General features: G+C 65.0%; 16 protein-coding genes and 2 pseudogenes. 8 read left to right on the top strand and 10 right to left on the bottom strand.

The window, feature by feature from the left end; genetic code table 11:
* Nucleotides 1-218 (top strand): annotated as a pseudogene (locus CH256_RS28590) (ABC transporter permease); the annotation flags it as partial.
* Here the strand turns inward: CH256_RS28590 and CH256_RS28870 are convergent.
* From CH256_RS28870 to CH256_RS13565, 3 genes are read right to left on the bottom strand one after another with little or no spacing between them, the layout of a single operon-like run.
* Nucleotides 189-836: a hypothetical protein gene (locus CH256_RS28870; RefSeq protein ID WP_179272098.1), complete on the bottom strand. Its 648-nt coding sequence runs from the start codon at nucleotides 834-836 to the stop codon at nucleotides 189-191. The pseudogene CH256_RS28590 and the gene CH256_RS28870 sit on opposite strands and share 30 nt — an antisense overlap.
* On the bottom strand, nucleotides 833-1,711 hold the full coding sequence (locus CH256_RS13570) for an ABC transporter ATP-binding protein (RefSeq protein WP_094640583.1): 879 nt from the start codon (nucleotides 1,709-1,711) through the stop codon (nucleotides 833-835). The genes CH256_RS28870 and CH256_RS13570 overlap by 4 nt, the downstream gene beginning before the upstream one ends.
* Complete coding sequence (locus tag CH256_RS13565; protein WP_094669845.1) at nucleotides 1,708-2,331, bottom strand: TetR/AcrR family transcriptional regulator; 624 nt, start codon at nucleotides 2,329-2,331, stop codon at nucleotides 1,708-1,710. Before CH256_RS13565 ends, CH256_RS13570 begins: the two co-directional genes overlap by 4 nt.
* 45 nt (nucleotides 2,332-2,376) lie before the next feature.
* On the opposite strand from CH256_RS13565, the gene CH256_RS13560 reads away from it, so the two are divergent.
* Together CH256_RS13560 and CH256_RS13555 are read left to right on the top strand one after the other, a co-directional pair.
* Nucleotides 2,377-4,335 carry a M13 family metallopeptidase gene (locus CH256_RS13560; RefSeq protein ID WP_094669844.1) on the top strand — a complete coding sequence of 653 codons (1,959 nt, stop codon included), beginning with the start codon at nucleotides 2,377-2,379 and terminating at the stop codon, nucleotides 4,333-4,335.
* 33 nt (nucleotides 4,336-4,368) lie between these two features.
* A complete protein-coding gene (locus CH256_RS13555) occupies nucleotides 4,369-5,679 on the top strand; it encodes a cytochrome P450 (RefSeq protein ID WP_094669843.1) in 1,311 nt (436 codons plus the stop codon).
* On the opposite strand, the gene CH256_RS13550 is transcribed toward CH256_RS13555, so the two are convergent.
* From CH256_RS13550 to CH256_RS13530, 5 genes are all read right to left on the bottom strand, one after another.
* Complete coding sequence (locus CH256_RS13550; protein WP_094669842.1) at nucleotides 5,657-6,736, bottom strand: ABC transporter ATP-binding protein; 1,080 nt, start codon at nucleotides 6,734-6,736, stop codon at nucleotides 5,657-5,659. The two genes, CH256_RS13555 and CH256_RS13550, sit on opposite strands and share 23 nt — an antisense overlap.
* A complete protein-coding gene (locus CH256_RS13545) occupies nucleotides 6,736-8,061 on the bottom strand; it encodes an ABC transporter substrate-binding protein (RefSeq protein WP_068048804.1) in 1,326 nt (441 codons plus the stop codon). The genes CH256_RS13550 and CH256_RS13545 overlap by 1 nt, the downstream gene beginning before the upstream one ends.
* A gap of 28 nt (nucleotides 8,062-8,089) precedes the next feature.
* Nucleotides 8,090-8,980, bottom strand: coding sequence for a carbohydrate ABC transporter permease (locus tag CH256_RS13540; RefSeq protein WP_094640579.1), 891 nt, complete (start codon nucleotides 8,978-8,980; stop codon nucleotides 8,090-8,092).
* On the bottom strand, nucleotides 8,977-9,909 hold the full coding sequence (locus CH256_RS13535; protein ID WP_176460333.1) for a carbohydrate ABC transporter permease: 933 nt from the start codon (nucleotides 9,907-9,909) through the stop codon (nucleotides 8,977-8,979). Before CH256_RS13535 ends, CH256_RS13540 begins: the two co-directional genes overlap by 4 nt.
* Nucleotides 9,910-10,044: 135 nt before the next feature.
* Nucleotides 10,045-10,956 (bottom strand): L,D-transpeptidase, encoded by a 912-nt coding sequence (locus CH256_RS13530; RefSeq protein WP_094669841.1) that lies wholly within the window; start codon nucleotides 10,954-10,956, stop codon nucleotides 10,045-10,047.
* Nucleotides 10,957-11,252: 296 nt separating this feature from the next.
* Between CH256_RS13530 and CH256_RS13525 the strand changes: the two genes are divergently transcribed.
* Genes CH256_RS13525 through CH256_RS13510 form a run of 4 tightly spaced genes read left to right on the top strand, consistent with a single transcriptional unit; the run spans nucleotide 11,253 to nucleotide 14,375 of the window.
* A complete protein-coding gene (locus CH256_RS13525; RefSeq protein WP_094669840.1) occupies nucleotides 11,253-11,978 on the top strand; it encodes a glycosyltransferase in 726 nt (241 codons plus the stop codon).
* Nucleotides 11,975-12,970, top strand: a complete 996-nt coding sequence (locus CH256_RS13520; RefSeq protein ID WP_094669839.1) for an acyl-CoA dehydrogenase family protein — start codon at nucleotides 11,975-11,977, stop codon at nucleotides 12,968-12,970. The genes CH256_RS13525 and CH256_RS13520 overlap by 4 nt, the downstream gene beginning before the upstream one ends.
* Nucleotides 12,964-13,713: a PIG-L deacetylase family protein gene (locus tag CH256_RS13515; protein WP_094640575.1), complete on the top strand. Its 750-nt coding sequence runs from the start codon at nucleotides 12,964-12,966 to the stop codon at nucleotides 13,711-13,713. The genes CH256_RS13520 and CH256_RS13515 overlap by 7 nt, the downstream gene beginning before the upstream one ends.
* A complete protein-coding gene (locus tag CH256_RS13510; protein WP_231893761.1) occupies nucleotides 13,710-14,375 on the top strand; it encodes a class I SAM-dependent DNA methyltransferase in 666 nt (221 codons plus the stop codon). The genes CH256_RS13515 and CH256_RS13510 overlap by 4 nt, the downstream gene beginning before the upstream one ends.
* 27 nt (nucleotides 14,376-14,402) lie before the next feature.
* Here CH256_RS13510 and CH256_RS13505 read toward each other — a convergent pair whose 3' ends face one another.
* Both CH256_RS13505 and CH256_RS13500 read right to left on the bottom strand, forming a co-directional pair.
* Complete coding sequence (locus tag CH256_RS13505) at nucleotides 14,403-15,143, bottom strand: GAF and ANTAR domain-containing protein (RefSeq protein ID WP_176460351.1); 741 nt, start codon at nucleotides 15,141-15,143, stop codon at nucleotides 14,403-14,405.
* A 118-nt stretch (nucleotides 15,144-15,261) separates the two neighbouring features.
* The gene (locus tag CH256_RS13500; protein WP_094669838.1) at nucleotides 15,262-16,287 is read right to left on the bottom strand and encodes a zinc-binding metallopeptidase family protein; all 1,026 of its coding nucleotides are present in this window, start codon (nucleotides 16,285-16,287) and stop codon (nucleotides 15,262-15,264) included.
* Between the two features lie 222 nt (nucleotides 16,288-16,509).
* Between CH256_RS13500 and CH256_RS13495 the strand changes: the two are divergent.
* Nucleotides 16,510-17,172: pseudogene (locus tag CH256_RS13495) on the top strand (Na+/H+ antiporter NhaA); the annotation flags it as partial.
* Between the last annotated feature and the right edge of the window lie 91 nt (nucleotides 17,173-17,263).

Below are 17,263 nucleotides of genomic sequence, written 5' to 3'. Positions count from 1 at the left end.
CCGTGGCGGCACAGGTGGCGTCGGGGGCGCGAGCGGCTCGCGGTTACGCCCTCGGCGTGCTGGCCGTGGTGTTCGCAGCGCGTGCGATCGGCGACGCAGGCTCGGGCACCCTCTCGTGGTTCTCGCCGATCGGCTGGTCGGCGCAGGTACGGCCGTTCGCCGACGAGCGGTGGTGGCCGATGATGCTGTCACTGACGACCGCCACAGCATTCTGCGTCGCCGATCGCACGCGCTGCGAACACCACGGCCAGCACGCCGAGGGCGTAACCGCGAGCCGCTCGCGCCCCCGACGCCACCTGTGCCGCCACGGCCGCACAACCGACGAAGACGAGTCCGACCACGGCGACCGACGCCCCGTATGCGACGCTCCCGGCTAGCGGGAGCCCGAATCCCCACAGCGAGATCGACGACAACGCGCCCGTCGCCGCCACCCCGCCGCCCGCCGCCAGCATCGCTGCCGCCAGACCCGCGTGCCGTCCCACGGCCGTCGACCCGATCAGCTCGGTCCGACCCGCATCCTCCTCACCGCGGGTGTGCCGAACCACGGTGAGGATCGCCGCCAGCGGAACCAGTGCCAACACCAGCCCCGAGCGCCACGCCACCAGGGCACCGAGATCGCTGCCGAAGATCGGGCCGACGAGTGCCGCCTGTGCCGGTGCCGACAGCGTGCCGAGATAGAAGGCCTGACGGTCCGCCGCCGTCGGATACAGACCCTCGAAGCTGACCGCGTAGAGCAAGGGCAGCGCGCCGAGCAGAACGATCCACACCGGTGCCACCACACGATCGCGGCGCAGATACAACCGCAGCAACGCCCCCGTCCCGGTCAGGGCATTCATGCGTAGTACCTCAGGAACAGTTCCTCGAGCGTCGGAGCGGAACTGGCCAAGCTCCGCACTCCCGCGTCGGCCAGAACGTGCATCGTCGCCGCGAGGGCGTCGTTCTCGACGGTGCAGGTGACGGAGGAACGGTCCACGCTCACCGCGCTCACTCCGGGCAGTGCCGCCAGACCGTCGGGCACTCGGTCGAGCACCGCGGTGATCGTGGTGCGGGTCAGGTGCCGCATCGAGGCCAGAGTCCCGGTATCGACCGTCCGCCCCTCTCTGACGATGGTCACCGAACTGCACAGCGCATCCACCTCGGACAGGATGTGCGAAGACAACAGCACCGTGACTCCGCGTCGGGCAGCATCTTTCACGCATTCGCCGAAGTGCTGTTCCATCAGCGGATCGAGTCCCGATGTGGGTTCGTCGAGGATCAGCAACTCGACGTCGGAAGCCAGGGCCGAAATCAGCGCGACCTTCTGCCGATTGCCCTTGGAGTAGGTGCGGGTGCGCTTGCCCGGGTCGAGGGAGAACCGTTCGAGCAATTCGGCGCGGCGGGCGGGGTCGAGACCGCCGCGCATTCGGCCGAGCAGATCGATCACCTCACCGCCGGTGAGCGACGGCCACAGGGTCACGTCGCCGGGAACGTAGGCCAGACGTCGATGCAGCGCCACCGTGTCGGCCCACGGATCGCCGCCGAGCAAGCGCACCTGTCCCGACGTCGGGCGGACGAGACCGAGCAGAACCCGAATGGTCGTGGATTTGCCTGCCCCGTTGGGGCCCAGGAATCCGTGCACCTCACCAGTCGGTACGTGCAGGTCCAGTCCGTCGAGCGCCCGGACCGAACCGAACGTCTTCACCAGGCCGTCCACGGAAATTGCTTCGGTCATGACGTGGCCTCCAGATAGGTGTCCAAAGCCTGGGAGTCGGTGAACAATCCGTCGGTGTAGAGCTCGAGTGCAGGAAGCATGATCTCGTCACCGAGCGCGCTCAGGGCCTCGCGGAAATCGACGTCGGGGCCGGCCATCTGCACGTACAACAGCAGTCCGCCGACGTTCTGCCGCGTCAGGAATCGGGCGCGTGCCGCAGAGTCTCGACTGGGTGTGAAACGGCCGTCGCGAACACCGTCGTCGATGTAGCGGACGGCGTCGTCGACCATGTGCTCGAACAACTCTCGCGCCAATGTGCCGCCTGCGGAGAAGCTCCGCACGATGTAGGCGACGAGCGGGGCGTACTCGTCGATTCGGGCGAGCTGTTCCATCATTCCGGCGGGGGCGGACGACGCGGCCTTCGACTCCCGGATCACCCGCAGGACGTGCTCGTCGCACGCAGTACGCAGGCCGTCCTTGGACCCGAAGTGGTGATTGAGCAGCCCCGGAGAGACACCTGCCGCGGTGGCGATGGACCGCACGCCCGCGGTGAAACCCTGCGAGCCGAAAACGCCGATCGCGGTGTCGCGGATTCGAGCCTTGGTGGTGAGATCCTCCGATGCTGTACGCATGTACAGCATACTAAACATCCGTTCAATCAGACGCAAGAGTGTAAAGATGGACGGATGACTTCAGTAGTGAACTCGGGCATCGATCTCAGCTACCAGGACGAGAACACACGCGCGCAGGACGACCTGTTCGTGCACGTCAACGGCAAATGGCTCGAGGAGTACGCCATCCCGGCCGACCGCGCCGTCGACGGCGCATTCCGCACCTTGTACGACCGTGCCGAGGTCGACGTCCAGACCATCATCGAAGAGTCCGCCGACGCGAACCCGCCAGCGGGCAGCGATGCGCAGAAGATCGGCGACCTGTTCTCGAGCTTCATGGATGCCGACCGCGCGGAGCAGCTCGGCGTGACTCCCATCGCCGACGAGCTCACCGCCATCTCCGACGCCACCGACCTCGTCACCCTCGCAGGCGTTCTCGGCTCCCTGCAGCGCACGGGCGTGGGCGGCGCCATCGGCCATTACGTCGACACCGACGCCAAGCAGTCCGATCGCTACCTCGTGCACTTCAGCCAGTCCGGAATCGGTCTGCCCGACGAGTCGTACTACCGCCAGGACGAGTACGCCGAGATCCGCTCGAGCTACATCGCGCACATCTCGAAGATGTTCGCGCTCAGCGGCATCGAGTACGACGCGCAGACGGTGTTCGACCTCGAGCAGAAGATCGCCGCCGGTCACTGGGATGTGGTCGCCAGGCGTGATGCCGAGAAGAGCTACAACCTCGTCGATTTCGACACGCTGGTCAAGAGCGGTGCCGGGTTCAATTGGGCTGCATGGATTTCCGGGCTCGGCGCAACCACCGAGCAGTTCGCCGAGATCGTGGTTCGGCAGCCTCCGTTCCTCAGCACTTTCGTCTCGCTGTGGAATTCCGAGGACATCGAAGCGTGGAAGGCGTGGCTGGCGTGGCGCGTCGTGCATTCACGGGCACCGTTTCTGACGAGCGCGATCGTCGACGAGAACTTCGCGTTCTACGGAACGACGCTGACCGGAACGGAGGAGAACCGCGAGCGCTGGAAGCGCGGCGTCTCCCTGGTGCAGGACGTGCTCGGTGAGGCCGTCGGAAAGCTGTACGTCGAACGCCACTTCCCGGCCGACTCCAAGGCTCGAATGAAGGTGCTGGTCGACAATCTCACCGAGGCGTACCGCCGCAACATCTCCGAGCTCGAATGGATGAGCCCGGAGACTCGACAGAAGGCGTTGGACAAGCTGGGCAAGTTCACCCCCAAGATCGGCTACCCCGATCGGTGGCGTGACTACTCGGGCGTCGAGATCAGCGCCGACGACCTGCTCGGTAACTACCGCCGCGGCTACACCGCGGACTACCAGCGCGACCTCGACAAGCTCGGCGGACCCGTCGACCGCGACGAGTGGTTCATGACGCCACAGACCGTCAACGCGTACTACAACCCCGGTATGAACGAGATCGTCTTTCCCGCAGCCATTCTGCAGCCACCGTTCTTCGACCCCGAGGCCGACGACGCGGCCAACTACGGCGGTATCGGAGCGGTGATCGGCCACGAGATCGGTCACGGATTCGACGATCAGGGTGCCAAGTACGACGGTGACGGCAACATGGTCGACTGGTGGACCGACAGCGACCGCACCGAATTCGGCAAGCGCACCACGGCCCTGATCGAGCAGTACAACGAGTTCGAGCCCAAGGCCCTGCCCGGCCACAAGGTAAACGGCGAGTTCACCATCGGCGAGAACATCGGCGACCTCGGTGGTCTGTCGATCGCCGTCGCCGCGTACGAGATCTCGCTCGAAGGCAAACAAGCACCGGTGCTCGACGGTTTGACCGGCCTGCAGCGAGTGTTCTTCGGCTGGTCGCAGGTGTGGCGGACCAAGGCTCGCGACGCCGAGGCGATCCGCCGACTCGCCGTCGATCCGCACTCGCCGCCGGAGTTCCGCTGCAACGGCGTCGTGCGAAATCTCGACAGTTTTCACGAAGCATTCGACGTACAGCCCGGAGATGCGCTGTACTTGGACCCGGGGAAGCGCGTCAGGATCTGGTAGTTCCAGGTAGGGCAATCGGGGAGGGAATTTCTGATGAGGGAATACGCACGCTGGCTGGCTGCTCACGGGGTGATTCGGTTTGCGGCCAAACGCGCAGCGGCCGCGGGCGATCCGCAGGCGATGCTGGTGGCCGATCCGGTGACGCGGGCAAATCCGACGCCGGTCTACGAGAAGCTGCGCGCCACCGCACCGCTGGTGAAGACTCGGATCTCCAACATCACCGTGCATCACCGGGTGGCGTTCGACCTACTGCGCTCGGACGACTTCCGCGTCACGCAGCTGGGTGCGACCCTTCCCGGGCCGTTGCGGTGGATCGAGGAGCACACCAGATCCGGGGCACTGCACCCGATTCTGCCGCCCTCACTGCTCTCGGTTGAGCCGCCGGACCACACCAGGTACCGGAAGCTGGTGTCCTCGGTCTTCACCGTCCGCGCAGTGCAGAAGATGCGCGATCAGGTGCAGGAAACGGCCGATGCTCTCCTCGACGAGCTGTCCGACGGCTCCCCGGTGGTCGACATCGTCGATCGCTACTGCGCGCGCCTGCCGGTTGCTGTGATCGGGCGGATCCTCGGTGTACCGGTCGAGGACAATCAGCGGGTTCTCGAATTCGGTGAGATGGCTGCACCCAGTCTCGACATCGGCCTGTCGTGGGATCAGTTCAAGCAGGTCGAGCGTGGCCTGATCGGATTCGACGCCTGGCTCTCGCAACACATCGCAGAACTGCGCCGCAATCCCGGTGACGATCTGATGAGTCAGCTGATCGCCGCGAAGGACGAGGGCGTCGGCCTCAACGACGAGGAGCTCAGGGCCACGGCGGGATTGGTGTTGGCCGCAGGTTTCGAAACCACCGTCAACCTCCTCGGCAGCGGCATCCAACTGCTGCTCGACAACCCCGACCAGCTCGCCGTACTGCAGCAGGACCCGTCGCACTGGCCGACGGCCATCGACGAAATGTTGCGGATGGAATCACCGGTACAGCTGACCGCACGGATGGCCAAGCGCGACGTCGAGGTCGAGGGAGTGACGGTGCACGAGGGCAAGCTCGTCGTGCTGGTGCTAGCCGGTGCCAATCGGGATCCGCTGGTGTTCGAGGACCCGGACAGGTTCGACGTCACCCGCGCCAATGCCGGTAAACACCTGTCGTTCTCGGGTGGACGCCACTACTGCCTCGGGGCAGCGCTCGCGAAGGCAGAATCCGAAGTGGGCCTGAAGGCGTTGTTCGACAGATTCCCTCACCTGTGCTCGGCAGGCGAAGGAACCCGTCGCAACACCCGAGTCCTGCACGGATGGGCCACGCTGCCCATCGACCTCGGTGAACCGGCTACGACAACCGCAGGCCGGTAACGAAGTCGAAGAAGAACAACTCGTCCAGCTTGGGCACCAGTCGAATGGTTTCGGCCAGGGCGATCGACAACTTGCGGTCGACGCGAACCGCGATGCGGCCGGAGGTTGTCGACCAACCGCCGTCGGTGCTGGGCGCGGAGGCGTAGACGAACGACTCCGCACCCAGCTCCTCGATCAGCTCGACGGTGAGCTGCAACCCACCACCGTCACCCACCAGATCCCACGACTCCGGCCGAATACCGACAACGACGCGCTCGCCCGCCAAGGACGGGACGGGTATGCGCAACTCGCCGAGTACGGCCGCGCCGTCGCGCACCGGAGCGTCGACCAGATTCATTCCGGGTGACCCGATGAATCCCGCGACGAACGTGTTGACGGGGTTGTCGTAGAGCTCCCGCGGAGCGGCGATCTGCTGCAGCTTCCCGTCGAGCAGAACCGCGACGCGATCACCCATCGTCATGGCCTCGACCTGATCGTGGGTGACGTACACCGTAGTGGTGCCCAGTCGTCTTTGCAGACCGGCGATCTGGGCTCTGGTCGACACCCGCAGCTTGGCGTCGAGGTTGGACAGCGGTTCGTCCATACAGAACACCTTGGGTTGACGCACGATCGCGCGCCCCATGGCCACTCGCTGACGCTGCCCGCCGGAGAGCTTGCCGGGCTTGCGACCCAGCAACGGCTCGAGCTCGAGCATCCTCGCCGCGTCGAGTACTCGTGCTGCGGTGTCGGACTTGCTCATTCCGGCATTGCGCAGCGCGAATCCCATGTTGTCGCCGACGGTCATGTTGGGGTACAGCGCGTAGTTCTGGAACACCATCGCAACGTCCCTGGCCCGCGGAGCCAGCGAGGTTACGTCCACTCCGCCGATGTCGATACGGCCGCTTTCGACGGACTCGAGACCGGCGAGCATCCGCAGACTCGTCGACTTCCCACAGCCCGAAGGTCCGACGAGAACGATGAATTCACCGTCCGCGATGTCGAGTTCGAGGTTGTCGACAGCGAGCGAATCGGCACCCGGGTACCGGTGCGAGACACCGGCGTAGTGAACGGCGGCCATTACTTCGGCAGCTTCGGGGTGATCTGGCGGTCGATGATCTGCTGCAGCTGATCCGAGATGGACGCGAACGTCGTTGCGACATCGGCGTTCTGCAGCGCGATCTGCTCGAGTCCGCTGCCGATGATCTTGTCGCCACCGGGGACGAACACGCGGGCGTAGTCCTGCGAACGAGTCAGCGCCAATTGGTCGACGGCCGTCTTGGCGTTGGGGTTCGCCTCGAGGAATGCGATCTCCGACGGGTCCTGCTGCGCAGACTTGCGGACCGGCATGTAGCCGGTGTTCTGCGAGAAGTATGCGGTGTTGGCACCGTTGGTGACGAAGTCGATGAACTTGAGCGCGTTCACCTTTCGCTCCTCCGAGATCTTCGCCGGAATGGCCAGGCCTGCTCCACCGGTGGGGCAGCCGGGAGTGCCGTCGGTGGCCGGCAGGAAGGCGGTACCGAACTCGAACGCGGCACCGGCCTTGATGGTGGAGAGGTCGCCCGTCGAGGCGATGGTGGACGCCAGGATGCCCGCGGCGAAGTCGTTGGCGATGTCGTTGGACACCGCGGCGTACTTCTTCGTGTGGATCATGTCCTGCAGGAACTTGCCTGCCGCAATGGTATTGGGGTCGTCGAACTTCAGCTCGAACTGATCGGAGTACGATCCGCCGAACGTCCAGATCGGTCCCTCGAACGTCCATCCGAGGTAGTCGACAGCGTTGCCCCAACCGTGAGCGAGCTTGCCGTCTCCGACGACGGCCTGGATGCGCGGGCCCCACTCGTCGAACTCCTGCCAGGTGGCCGGCCCACGATCGGGCAGTCCGGCCTGCTGCCACACGGCCTTGTTGTAGTAGAACAGCGGCGTCGAACGCGCGTACGGCAAGGCCCAGTGGTTACCGTTCCAGTTGTAGTCGGCCAGCAGCGAATCCACGTAATCGGACTGGTCGACGCCTGCTGCGGAGAAGTGCTTGTCGAGCGGCTCGATGGCACCGGTGAGCGCGTAGTTGAACCACCAGACGTCCGAGAGCACGACCACGTCGGGCACATCGTTGCCCGAGAGCGCCGCGTTGAACTTCTGCGACACCTCCTCGTAGTTCTTGCCACCGTCGATGAGATTGACCGTCAGGCCCGGGTTCTCCGCCTGGAAGCGCGAGATCAGTTCCCTCTCGAACTCCTGGGACTTGCCCGGGTGGTTCGACCAGAAGTTGATGGTGTTCGCATCGCCTTCGACAGCCTCGCCGCCCGACCCGCCCGATCCGGGACCGCTGCACGCCGCGAGGGCTGCGGCGGCCGCAGCTGCGCCGGTGAGCGTGAGGAAGCCACGCCGATTGATGATGTGTGCCATGGTGTTCGACTCCTGATAGTGAGGTGAATCAGCCCTTGACCGCACCGGAGGTGAGGCCCTTGATCATGTGGCGTTGCAGGACGAGAAAGACGAGAAGGATCGGCAGAATGGTCAGCACCGTCGCGGCCATCACCGCGCCCCAGTTGGTGTAGCCCTCGCTGTTCTGGAGCAGCGTCAATCCCACCGGAAGCGGTGCGACCGAGGAGTCGTCGGACATCAGGAACGGCCAGAGGTATTCGTTCCATTCGGTGACGATCGTGATGATGGCGAAGGCCACCATGGTCGGGCCCGACAGCGGCAGGATCACCCGGAACATCAGCCGTACCGGCCCGGCACCGTCCATCCGCGCGGCTTCGATGATCTCCGGCGGCAACGACAGGAAGTGATTGCGCATCAGGAAGGTACCGAAGGCGACGCCGGCCAGCGGAATGATGATGCCCTGGAACGAGTTCCGCCAACCCAACTCGGAGATGAGCGAGTAGTTGGAGATGACGGTGATCTGATTGGGCACCATGAGCGCGGCGATGATGACGAGAAAGACGATGTTCTTGCCCGGGAAGCGCAGGAACACCAGACCGTAGGCGCTGAGTACCCCGAGGACGAACTTGATGGACGACACGGCCGTGGTGATGATGATGGAGTTGCGCAGGTACGTGAAGAACGGCACCTCCGTCGTCGCCTCGTCGTAGTTCTGCGGGTGAAACACGCTGGGCCACCACGTGACCGGCTGCACGTAGATGTCCGGTCGATCCTTGAAGGAGGTGATCAGGATCCAGAACAGTGGCAGCCCGATCATCAGCAGAACGGCGACCATGGCCGCGTACCCGAGGATGTTCGCGTTGCGACGCGCACGCTGCGGGTCGCGCGGTCCTGGCGCTTTCTCCGGCGTCGCCGTATCGGGCTTGTCGGTCACAGTCATCGCTGATCGTCTCGATCCATGATTCGTACCTGCACGAGCGTGACGATCAACAGCACGAGGAACAGGATCGTCGCGACGGTGGCACCGTAGCCGGCTCGGAAGTTGCGGAACGTCTCCTCGTAGACCTGGTAGACCATCGTGGTGGTGCCGGTGCCCAGCGGACCGCCGCGCGTCATGACGTTGATGATGTCGAAGACCTGCAGCGAATTGAGCAGCACCGTGATCGACAGGAAGAACGTCGTCGGACGTAGTTGCGGCAGAAGCACTTTACGGAACGTGGTCCAGCGGCTCGCCTGATCGATCTCGGCCGCTTCCATCAATTCCTTGCGCACGCCCTGCAGGGCCGCCAAGTAGATGACGAAGGTGTAGCCCAGGTTCTTCCACAGGTACGTCACCGTGATCATGACCATCGCCCACTTCGGGTCCTGATAGAAATCCGGAACCGCGCCCAGGCCGAGGCGTCGCATCAGATCCTGGACCAGCCCGAAGTTGGGGTCGAAGACGAATTGGAACGCGATGCCGATCGCGGCACCCGAGATGACGTACGGGGCGAAGACTGCGGATCGAACGAAGTTGCGGCCCCGGAGCTTTCGATCGAGCAGCAGCGCCAGCACCAGGCCGAGAACCAATGAGCCCACCACCGCAGCGACAGTGAACACGACGGTGTTGCCGACGATCTGCCAGGTGTCCTCGCGGGAGGCCCACTCGCGGTAGTTGTCGAAGCCGACGAACGTGGAGGTGGGCGAGGACAGGTTCCAGTCGAAGAACGAGAACTGGAAATTCTCGACCAGCGGCCGATACGTGAACACGCCCAACAGAACCAGGTTGGGGCCCACGAGAATCAGGAACAGTGCGTAATCGGTCCACGGCCGCGAGAAGAAACGCTTCTCGCGTGCCCTGGGCAGCACTCGTTCGGTTGTTGCACTCACTGCGAGGACTGTGCTCAGCCCCGGCCAACGAATGGTGAACTGAGCCCCAACGTCCCCTGTCGCTCAGGCCAATTGCTGCGTAGTGGTGCGGTTATGTGCCCGCTGTGGCACTCAACCGCACCACTGCCGCAGGCACTAGCGGTTCCAGTCTCCGAGACCGTCGGATCCGCTCAGGGTTCCGCCGTCGGTGTTGACGACGATGACGGGGTCGCCCTTCTGGACGTTCTCGAAGAACCACTTGCCGTCTTCGGTGCTGACGTTGAGGCAGCCGTGCGATTCGTTGGAGTAGCCCTGCTGCGATTCCGACCACGGGGCGGCGTGCACGAAGATGCCGCTGTAAGAGATGCGCGTCGCGTACTCGACGTACGTGCGGTAGCCCTCCTCGGAGTCGATCGGGACGCCGTACGTGGACGAGTCCATGTACATGTCGCGGAACCGCTCGCCGACGATGTAGGTGCCGTTGGGGGTTTCGTGTCCGACCTTGCCCATCGAGGTGGGCATGGTGCGGACGACCTCGCCGTTGCGGGTGACGGTGATCTGCTTGGTGTTGTCGTCGGCCGTGGTGATGATGGAGTCGCCGGTGGAGAATTCGGCTTTCGCTCCGCCTGCCTCGACGGTCACCTGGGTGTGCGCCGGGTAGAACTCGTTGGGCAGCCAGCGGACCTGGGTGTCGTTGATCCAGTAGAAGTGGCCGTCGACGGACGGGTTCGTCGTGACGCGAATCGCTCGCAGGGCGGCGTCACGATCACCGACTGCCTCGTCGAAGCGGATGGCGATGGGCTGCGCGACTCCGACGACCTCGCCGCCGGAGGGGCTGATGCTCGGATCGGCGAAGTTCGCGGGCGCGAGCTGCGGGACGATCTGCTGCTGGGGAGCGGGCGCAGCCGGATCCGAGGACCCCGGCATTCCGGGGATGGAGACCTCCGGGCCGCCCGGCCACAACGGCGCGGCCTGTGCCGAACCGAATGCGGCGGACGCAGCAAGGGCTGTACCTGCAACGATCGCGCCGATACGGGCGAATCTGCGTGTGCGAACCGGTGATGCCATGTAACCCGACCATCCTTCGTGCTGCGTCGCGATGCCCACCGACAGAGCTGTGCGTGAGCAAAGCCCATTAACACATACCGCCTCGACATTTGCTAATCGGATATCTCCGAAACGGACGAAAAAAACCGCGAGTACGAGTATCTTCCCGCAACCGGTCCCGAGCGCTGTCTTTGCAGGCCAGGACGCATGTGTCGGCAGCCAGAGAACGGGTATGTGCGTCGGAAGCACATCCCGTCCAGACACCGGCGGTTTCCGAAACGGACTCTTCTTCGTCCGGTGTCCGAGAAGGGTGGACCGTGATCTCCGATGCTTTCCCCCGTACCCCAGTCAGTCACATCGTCGTCGTCGTACCCGCGCACAACGAGCAGGATCTGCTCGACGCCTGCCTGACCGCCTTGGCGCGTGCGCAGCGCCGCGTCATGGACGTGGCCTCGGTGTCCGTCTCGACGGTCGTCGTACTCGATGCGTGCACCGACGACTCGGCGCACATCGCCGCACGTCACCCGTCGGTGTCGGCGATCGAGGTGGCGCATCGCAACGTCGGAGCAGCCCGGGCCGCCGGATTCGCGAGCAGCCCGCGAGACGGCAGTCGGCTCGACGCCACTTGGCTCGTCACCACCGATGCGGACACCCGGGTGGGTGAGGACTGGCTGCTCGGCCATCTTCGGCATGCCGCCGAGGGCGCTCGGGCACTAGCCGGGACGGTGGCGGTCGATTTCGAGGGCCACGTCGAGGAGAACCTCGGGTTGCGATCGTCGTACGACGCGCACTACCGGCACGAAATCGGCCACCCACACGTGCACGGCGCCAACCTCGGCGTCCGAGCGACCGAGTACTTCGCGGTCGGAGGATTCGCACCTTTGACCACCGGCGAGGACCACGATCTGGTCCGACGCCTCGAGCTCGGCGGCATCGAGTGCCGTCGAGTGTGCGACATCCCTGTCACGACGTCGGGTCGCCTCAGCGGCAGAGCGCCCGACGGCATGGCCGGATTCCTACGTTCCCTGGAGGCCACCGCATGAGCGAGACCGATTTTCTCGAATCCACCGACCGCGCAGACATCGACACCGGTCTGCGCAACGCGTTCCTGGCGTTCGAGGCGGACGGTCGTCTCGACCTCGCGCTGCCCGGCTCGGGATACACCGATCTGCGCTGGCAGTCGCTCGCCGCCCTGAGCCGTCACAACACGGTGCTGGGCCGGTGGTCCGAAGCGCACACCGACGCTATCGCGATCCTGCACGAACTCGACGGCCCGACGCCGCAGCGCGGGCAGATCTGGGGAGTGTGGGCTGCGGAACCGCCTGCGCCGATTCTCGAAGCGGTGCTGGAGGATTCGGGCTGGGTTCTCACCGGAACGAAACCGTGGTGCTCGGGTGCGTCACTGTGCACGAACGCTCTGGTCACTGCGCGCGTCGAGGGAAGTCATCGGCTGTTCGCCGTCGATCTGACGCATCCGGGCGCAACCCCGGTACCCGACACGTGGCATGCAGTGGGGATGAGCGAAAGCGATTCCGGCTCGGTTGCATTCGACAGCGTCCCGGCCGTTGCGGTCGGCGGACCGACCGATTACCTCACCCGTCCTGGCTTCTGGCACGGTGCCATCGGGGTGTCGGCAGCCTGGTTCGGTAGCGCGTGCGCGGTGGCGGACACGCTGCACGACGCCGTCCGCACCAGGCCGGACCCGCACCGTGCCGCACATCTCGGTGCCATCGCAGCGGCACTCGGTGCGGCGTCGAGCGCCCTGACCACCGCGGCCGCCGAAGTGGACGCCGATCCGTTCGACCGTTCCGGTCGAGCCCGGACCCGAGCCCGCATCGTGCGGGCGGTGGTCGAGGACGCGGCGACCCAGTGCATCGACCGCGTCGGCCGCGCTCTCGGTGCCGGCCCGCTGTGCAGCGATGCCGAGCACGCGCGGCGCGTCGCAGATCTCACCGTCTATCTGAGGCAGAGCCATGCCGAACGCGATCTCGAAGCCCTCGGGCAGGACATCGCCGAGGAGGACAACCCATGGTAGAGAACGCATTCGACGCCGAAGTCGATGTCGGCACCGCCGAATCGGATTGGATGTCGGCCGACTGGTCCATCCCCGGTCTGCAGTGGAAGGACGTCGTCACGATGGTCGTCGTCGCCCCGCACCCGGACGACGAGGTGCTCGGCGTCGGTGGCCTGCTGTCGTTGGCGGCCGCGGCAGGGGTCGACGTGAGGGTGGTCGCGGTGACCGACGGTGACGGCTCGCACCCCGGTTCCCCGACTGTGACGGCGGAGGATCTGCGGGCACGACGCCCCGTCGAATCCGAACGCGCGTTGGCGGAATTGGGAATCGACCACTCTCCGACGCGGTTGCAGATCGCCGACGGTGCCGTCGAGCAGCACGAGGGTGCCGTGGCCGATGCATTGATGCCGTTGCTCGACGCCACCCCGGGCACCTGGTGCCTGACGCCCTGGCGCGGAGACGGTCATCCCGACCACGAAGCGACCGCGCGGGCCTGTCTCACTGCGGCGAATGCCGTCGGGATACCGGTGGTCGAGTACCCGATCTGGATGTGGCACTGGGCAACTCCGAACCATCCTGCAGTTCCGTGGACACGATGCCGCCGTGTCGACCTCCCGGCGCATACCCTCGACGCCAAGCGCGCGTCGATCGAGCAGTTCGATTCTCAGATCCGGCCCCTGTCCGATCACCCCGCGGATCGAGCGGTGTTGCCCCCGCACATATTGGCCCGCTACCGGCGACCGTTCGAGGTGGTGTTCGCATGAGCATGGATTCTCGGACGAGCCCCGGTTCTCCGACCAGCCTGAGTGCCGACTACTTCCGCAATGTCTATGCGGCCAAAGACGATCCGTTCATGCTCGACAGCAAATGGTACGAGCGACGCAAGTACGCATTGACCATGGCCTCATTGCCGAAGCCTCACTATCGGCGAGCACTCGAACCCGGTTGCTCCATCGGCGTGCTCACCGAACAGTTGGCGACCCGGTGCGATCACGTGGTGTCGACCGATGTGGTGGACAGTGCCCTCGATTCGGCCCGCACGCGTGTAGGTGAGACTGCCGCAGTCGAATTCGCGTTGTGGTCGTTGTCCGACCATTGGTCGGCATTGCCGACACCCGAGGAGACGTTCGATCTGATCGTCGTCAGCGAGGTCGGCTACTACCTCGACGCCGCGGATCTCGCATCGGCGATGACGCGCGCCGTCGACCACCTGGAAGCAGGGGGCACTCTGGTGGCAGCGCATTGGCGTCACGACGTGGACGACTATCCGATCTCGGGTGATCGCGTGCACGAGATCATCGCCGCAACAACCGGTTTGGCGCTACTGAGTCGCTATCTGGACGAGGACGTTCGGATCGAGGTCTTCGTCGCCTCGGACGGTCCGGCGGTGTCGGTCGCGAGCACCGACGGCCTCGATGTGCGCTGACTGCGCTCGACCTCCAGGAGACGGGGCTCAGTCGGTCGATTTCGCGGCGTCGATGACCAGCTGTTCGGCGAGATCGGCGAGTTTGACGTTGGTGTCCTGAGACAGCTTGGCCAGCAAGGCGAATGCCGCCTGCGAGTTCAGGTTGTAGCGCTCCATCAACATGCCCTTGGCCTGACCGATCAGGTCTCGACTGGTCAACGCGGCCCGAATCTGCTGCTCCTCGCGTGCGGTGGAGAACGCGATGGCCGCGTGCGCTGCGAACAGCGAACCGATCGACTCGGCCTCGGCACTGAAGGCGTCGGTACGAGTGGAATGCAGGTTCAGTGCGCCGAAGTTGACTCCCTCGACGTAGAGCTGGAAGCAGATCATGCTCTTGACCCCGAGCGCAGACGCCGCGTCGGCGAACAGCGGCCAGCGGGTGTCGCTGTCCATGTCGTCGATCCTGATGGTGGTCTGTTCGATCGCCGATTCGAGGCACGGTCCCTCGCCCAGCTGCTCCTGAATCTTGTCGCAGTGGCCGGCGGGCTCCCCACACAGAGCGGCGCTGTGTACGAACTTGCCCTGCAGCACGGTGGTGATGGACGCGAATTCTGCGGACGGCACGTTGGCCACCGCGGACTCGGTGATGACGGCCAGAACTCGATCCGGATCCGAATGCTGACGCCGCAGCTTCTCGGCCACCTCGGCCATCCGTCGACTCAGCTCGAAATCGTTGACCCGCGAGCGCGTGCCCGTCGAATCCATTGTCTGCTCGCTGATGGTCGTCACCTCGTCCTGCTGTTGCACGAGCCCTGCTACTGCGCAGGGGCGCATCCCGGCATCGGCGGTGTGCCGACAACACAGGATACGCCCCTGATGGCAAAGCTCAACGACCGTTAGCGGAACATCAGAGTGTGCTGGGTGCGATCAGCGAGTGCACGAACCCGATCTTCTTCACGACGGTCGGCGGCAGTACGAACGGGTAGAGGTCCTGGTGTCCCATCGATCGGTTGATCTGGTTCAGCGCCCACGACAGCGGCAGCCACCAGTCGACGATCTGATCGAAGCCGACGTCACCGGGCAACGGGCTCTCCAGCGTCGAACCGGCCGGGGCCATACCGAACGCTGCGGCCGTGTCCAGGGTGTCGCGGATGTGCAGGTAGTGCGCGAACGTCTCGGCCCAGTCCTCGGCAGGGTGCATGGTGGCGTAGGACGAGACGTAGTTGTCCTCCCAGCCCTCGGGCGCACCTTCGCTGTAGTGGCGGTCGAGGGCGTCCTGGTAGCTCGAATCCGGATCCCCGAACAGCTCCTCGAAGGCCGCGCGATGCTCACCGTCTCCGACCAGCACCATCTGGTAGTAGTGGCCGATCTCGTGCCGGAAGTGCCCGACGAGCGTGCGATACGGCTCGGACATCGCGACGCGCAACTGTTCGCGGTGCACGTCGTCTCCCTCGGCGAGGTCGAGGGTGATCAAGCCGTTGTCGTGGCCGGTCATGACCTGTTGTTCTGCGCTGGAGAGCAGATCGAACACCAGGCCGGTCGCGGTGTCCTCGTCCCGGCCCACGATGGGCAGCCCCAGTTCGGTCAGTTCGAGCACGACGCGACGCTTGTTGGTCTCGGCGTCGGCATAGGCGGCCATCGCGTCCACGTCGTCGTCGGCCGGCCGGGTTCGGGTCAGTCGGCAGGACACGCAGAGATCATCGGTGTCGGCCGTGTCGACGAGCCAGTTGCAGCGCGCAGTGTTGAGGTTGGCGCACATCTTCCACGTCGCCCCGTCCACGTCTGCCTCGGCCACACCGTCGTCGGCCTTGTCGGGGAGCACCAGCAGGGCTCTGCTCGGCAGATGGAAGCCGAGTGCGCTCGAGCAGCTCAGACACAGTGAGTTCTCGAACGACAGCTTCTGTCCGCATTTGCGGCAGATGAAATCACGCATGGATGTTCCTTCGTGGCAGGGGTGAGTCGGGCTCGTATTCCCGTTTCTGGACGGACTAATGCCGTTCATCGAATATGTTGTGCACATCTCCCTCGCCGTGCGGCGAGTTCGACAGCGCAATAACGTTACTCTGCGGGCTGTCACCTGCAAGGAAGCAAACCGTGGACCCACACGTTGGTACAGACTGCTTCACAACACTCTTCGAGAGGATGCGGGCCGCAGATGGCAGATCAGATCACGCCGACGAATCGGCCCATGGCACGTTTCGCCGAACGGATCTCGCGGGCCCGCGGCGAGAAGAACAGCGAAACCCTGGCGGCGGGCTTCCTGCTCGCAGCGACACTGATCGCGCTGATCTGGGCCAACTCACCCTTCGGCGAGACCTACCAGTCGTTCTGGCACACCGAACTCTCCGTCACCGTCGGCGAGCACGGCATCTCCCTCGACCTCGCCCACTGGGTCAACGACGGGCTCATGGCGTTGTTCTTCTTCGTCGTCGGGCTCGAGGTCAAGCGTGAGTTCGCGATGGGTGAGCTCACCGACCGATCCCGTGCCGCGATACCGATCGTCGCGGCGATTGCCGGTCTGGCCGCGCCCGCGTTGCTGTTTCTCGCCTTCAATCCGTCCGGGCCTGCCGCCCAGGCATGGGGCGTCGTGATCTCCACCGACACCGCGTTCCTCCTCGGGGCACTCGCCGTCCTCGGCCCGAAGAAGGCCGCTCGGTTACGCATCTTCCTGCTCACGCTCGCTGTCGCGGACGATGTGGGTGCGCTGGCGATCATCGCCTTCTTCTACACCGACAACCTCGATGTGGTGCCGTTGGTGCTGGCGTTCGTCGGTCTGGGGCTGATCTTCCTGCTGCGTCGGCTCGAGGTGTGGCGCGGCGGATACACCGGAAGAATCAAGGCGATCATCACTCCCGCGAGGGTGGGGTGAACTCCGGACTCGTACATCGCAACCCAGGTGAACAGTGCGA

The organism is Rhodococcus sp. 05-2254-6 (genome assembly GCF_002258565.1).
Lineage (GTDB): Bacteria > Actinomycetota > Actinomycetes > Mycobacteriales > Mycobacteriaceae > Rhodococcoides.
Note: the sequence above shows the minus strand (reverse complement) of the source record. Positions and strands in the feature narration are given on the sequence as shown.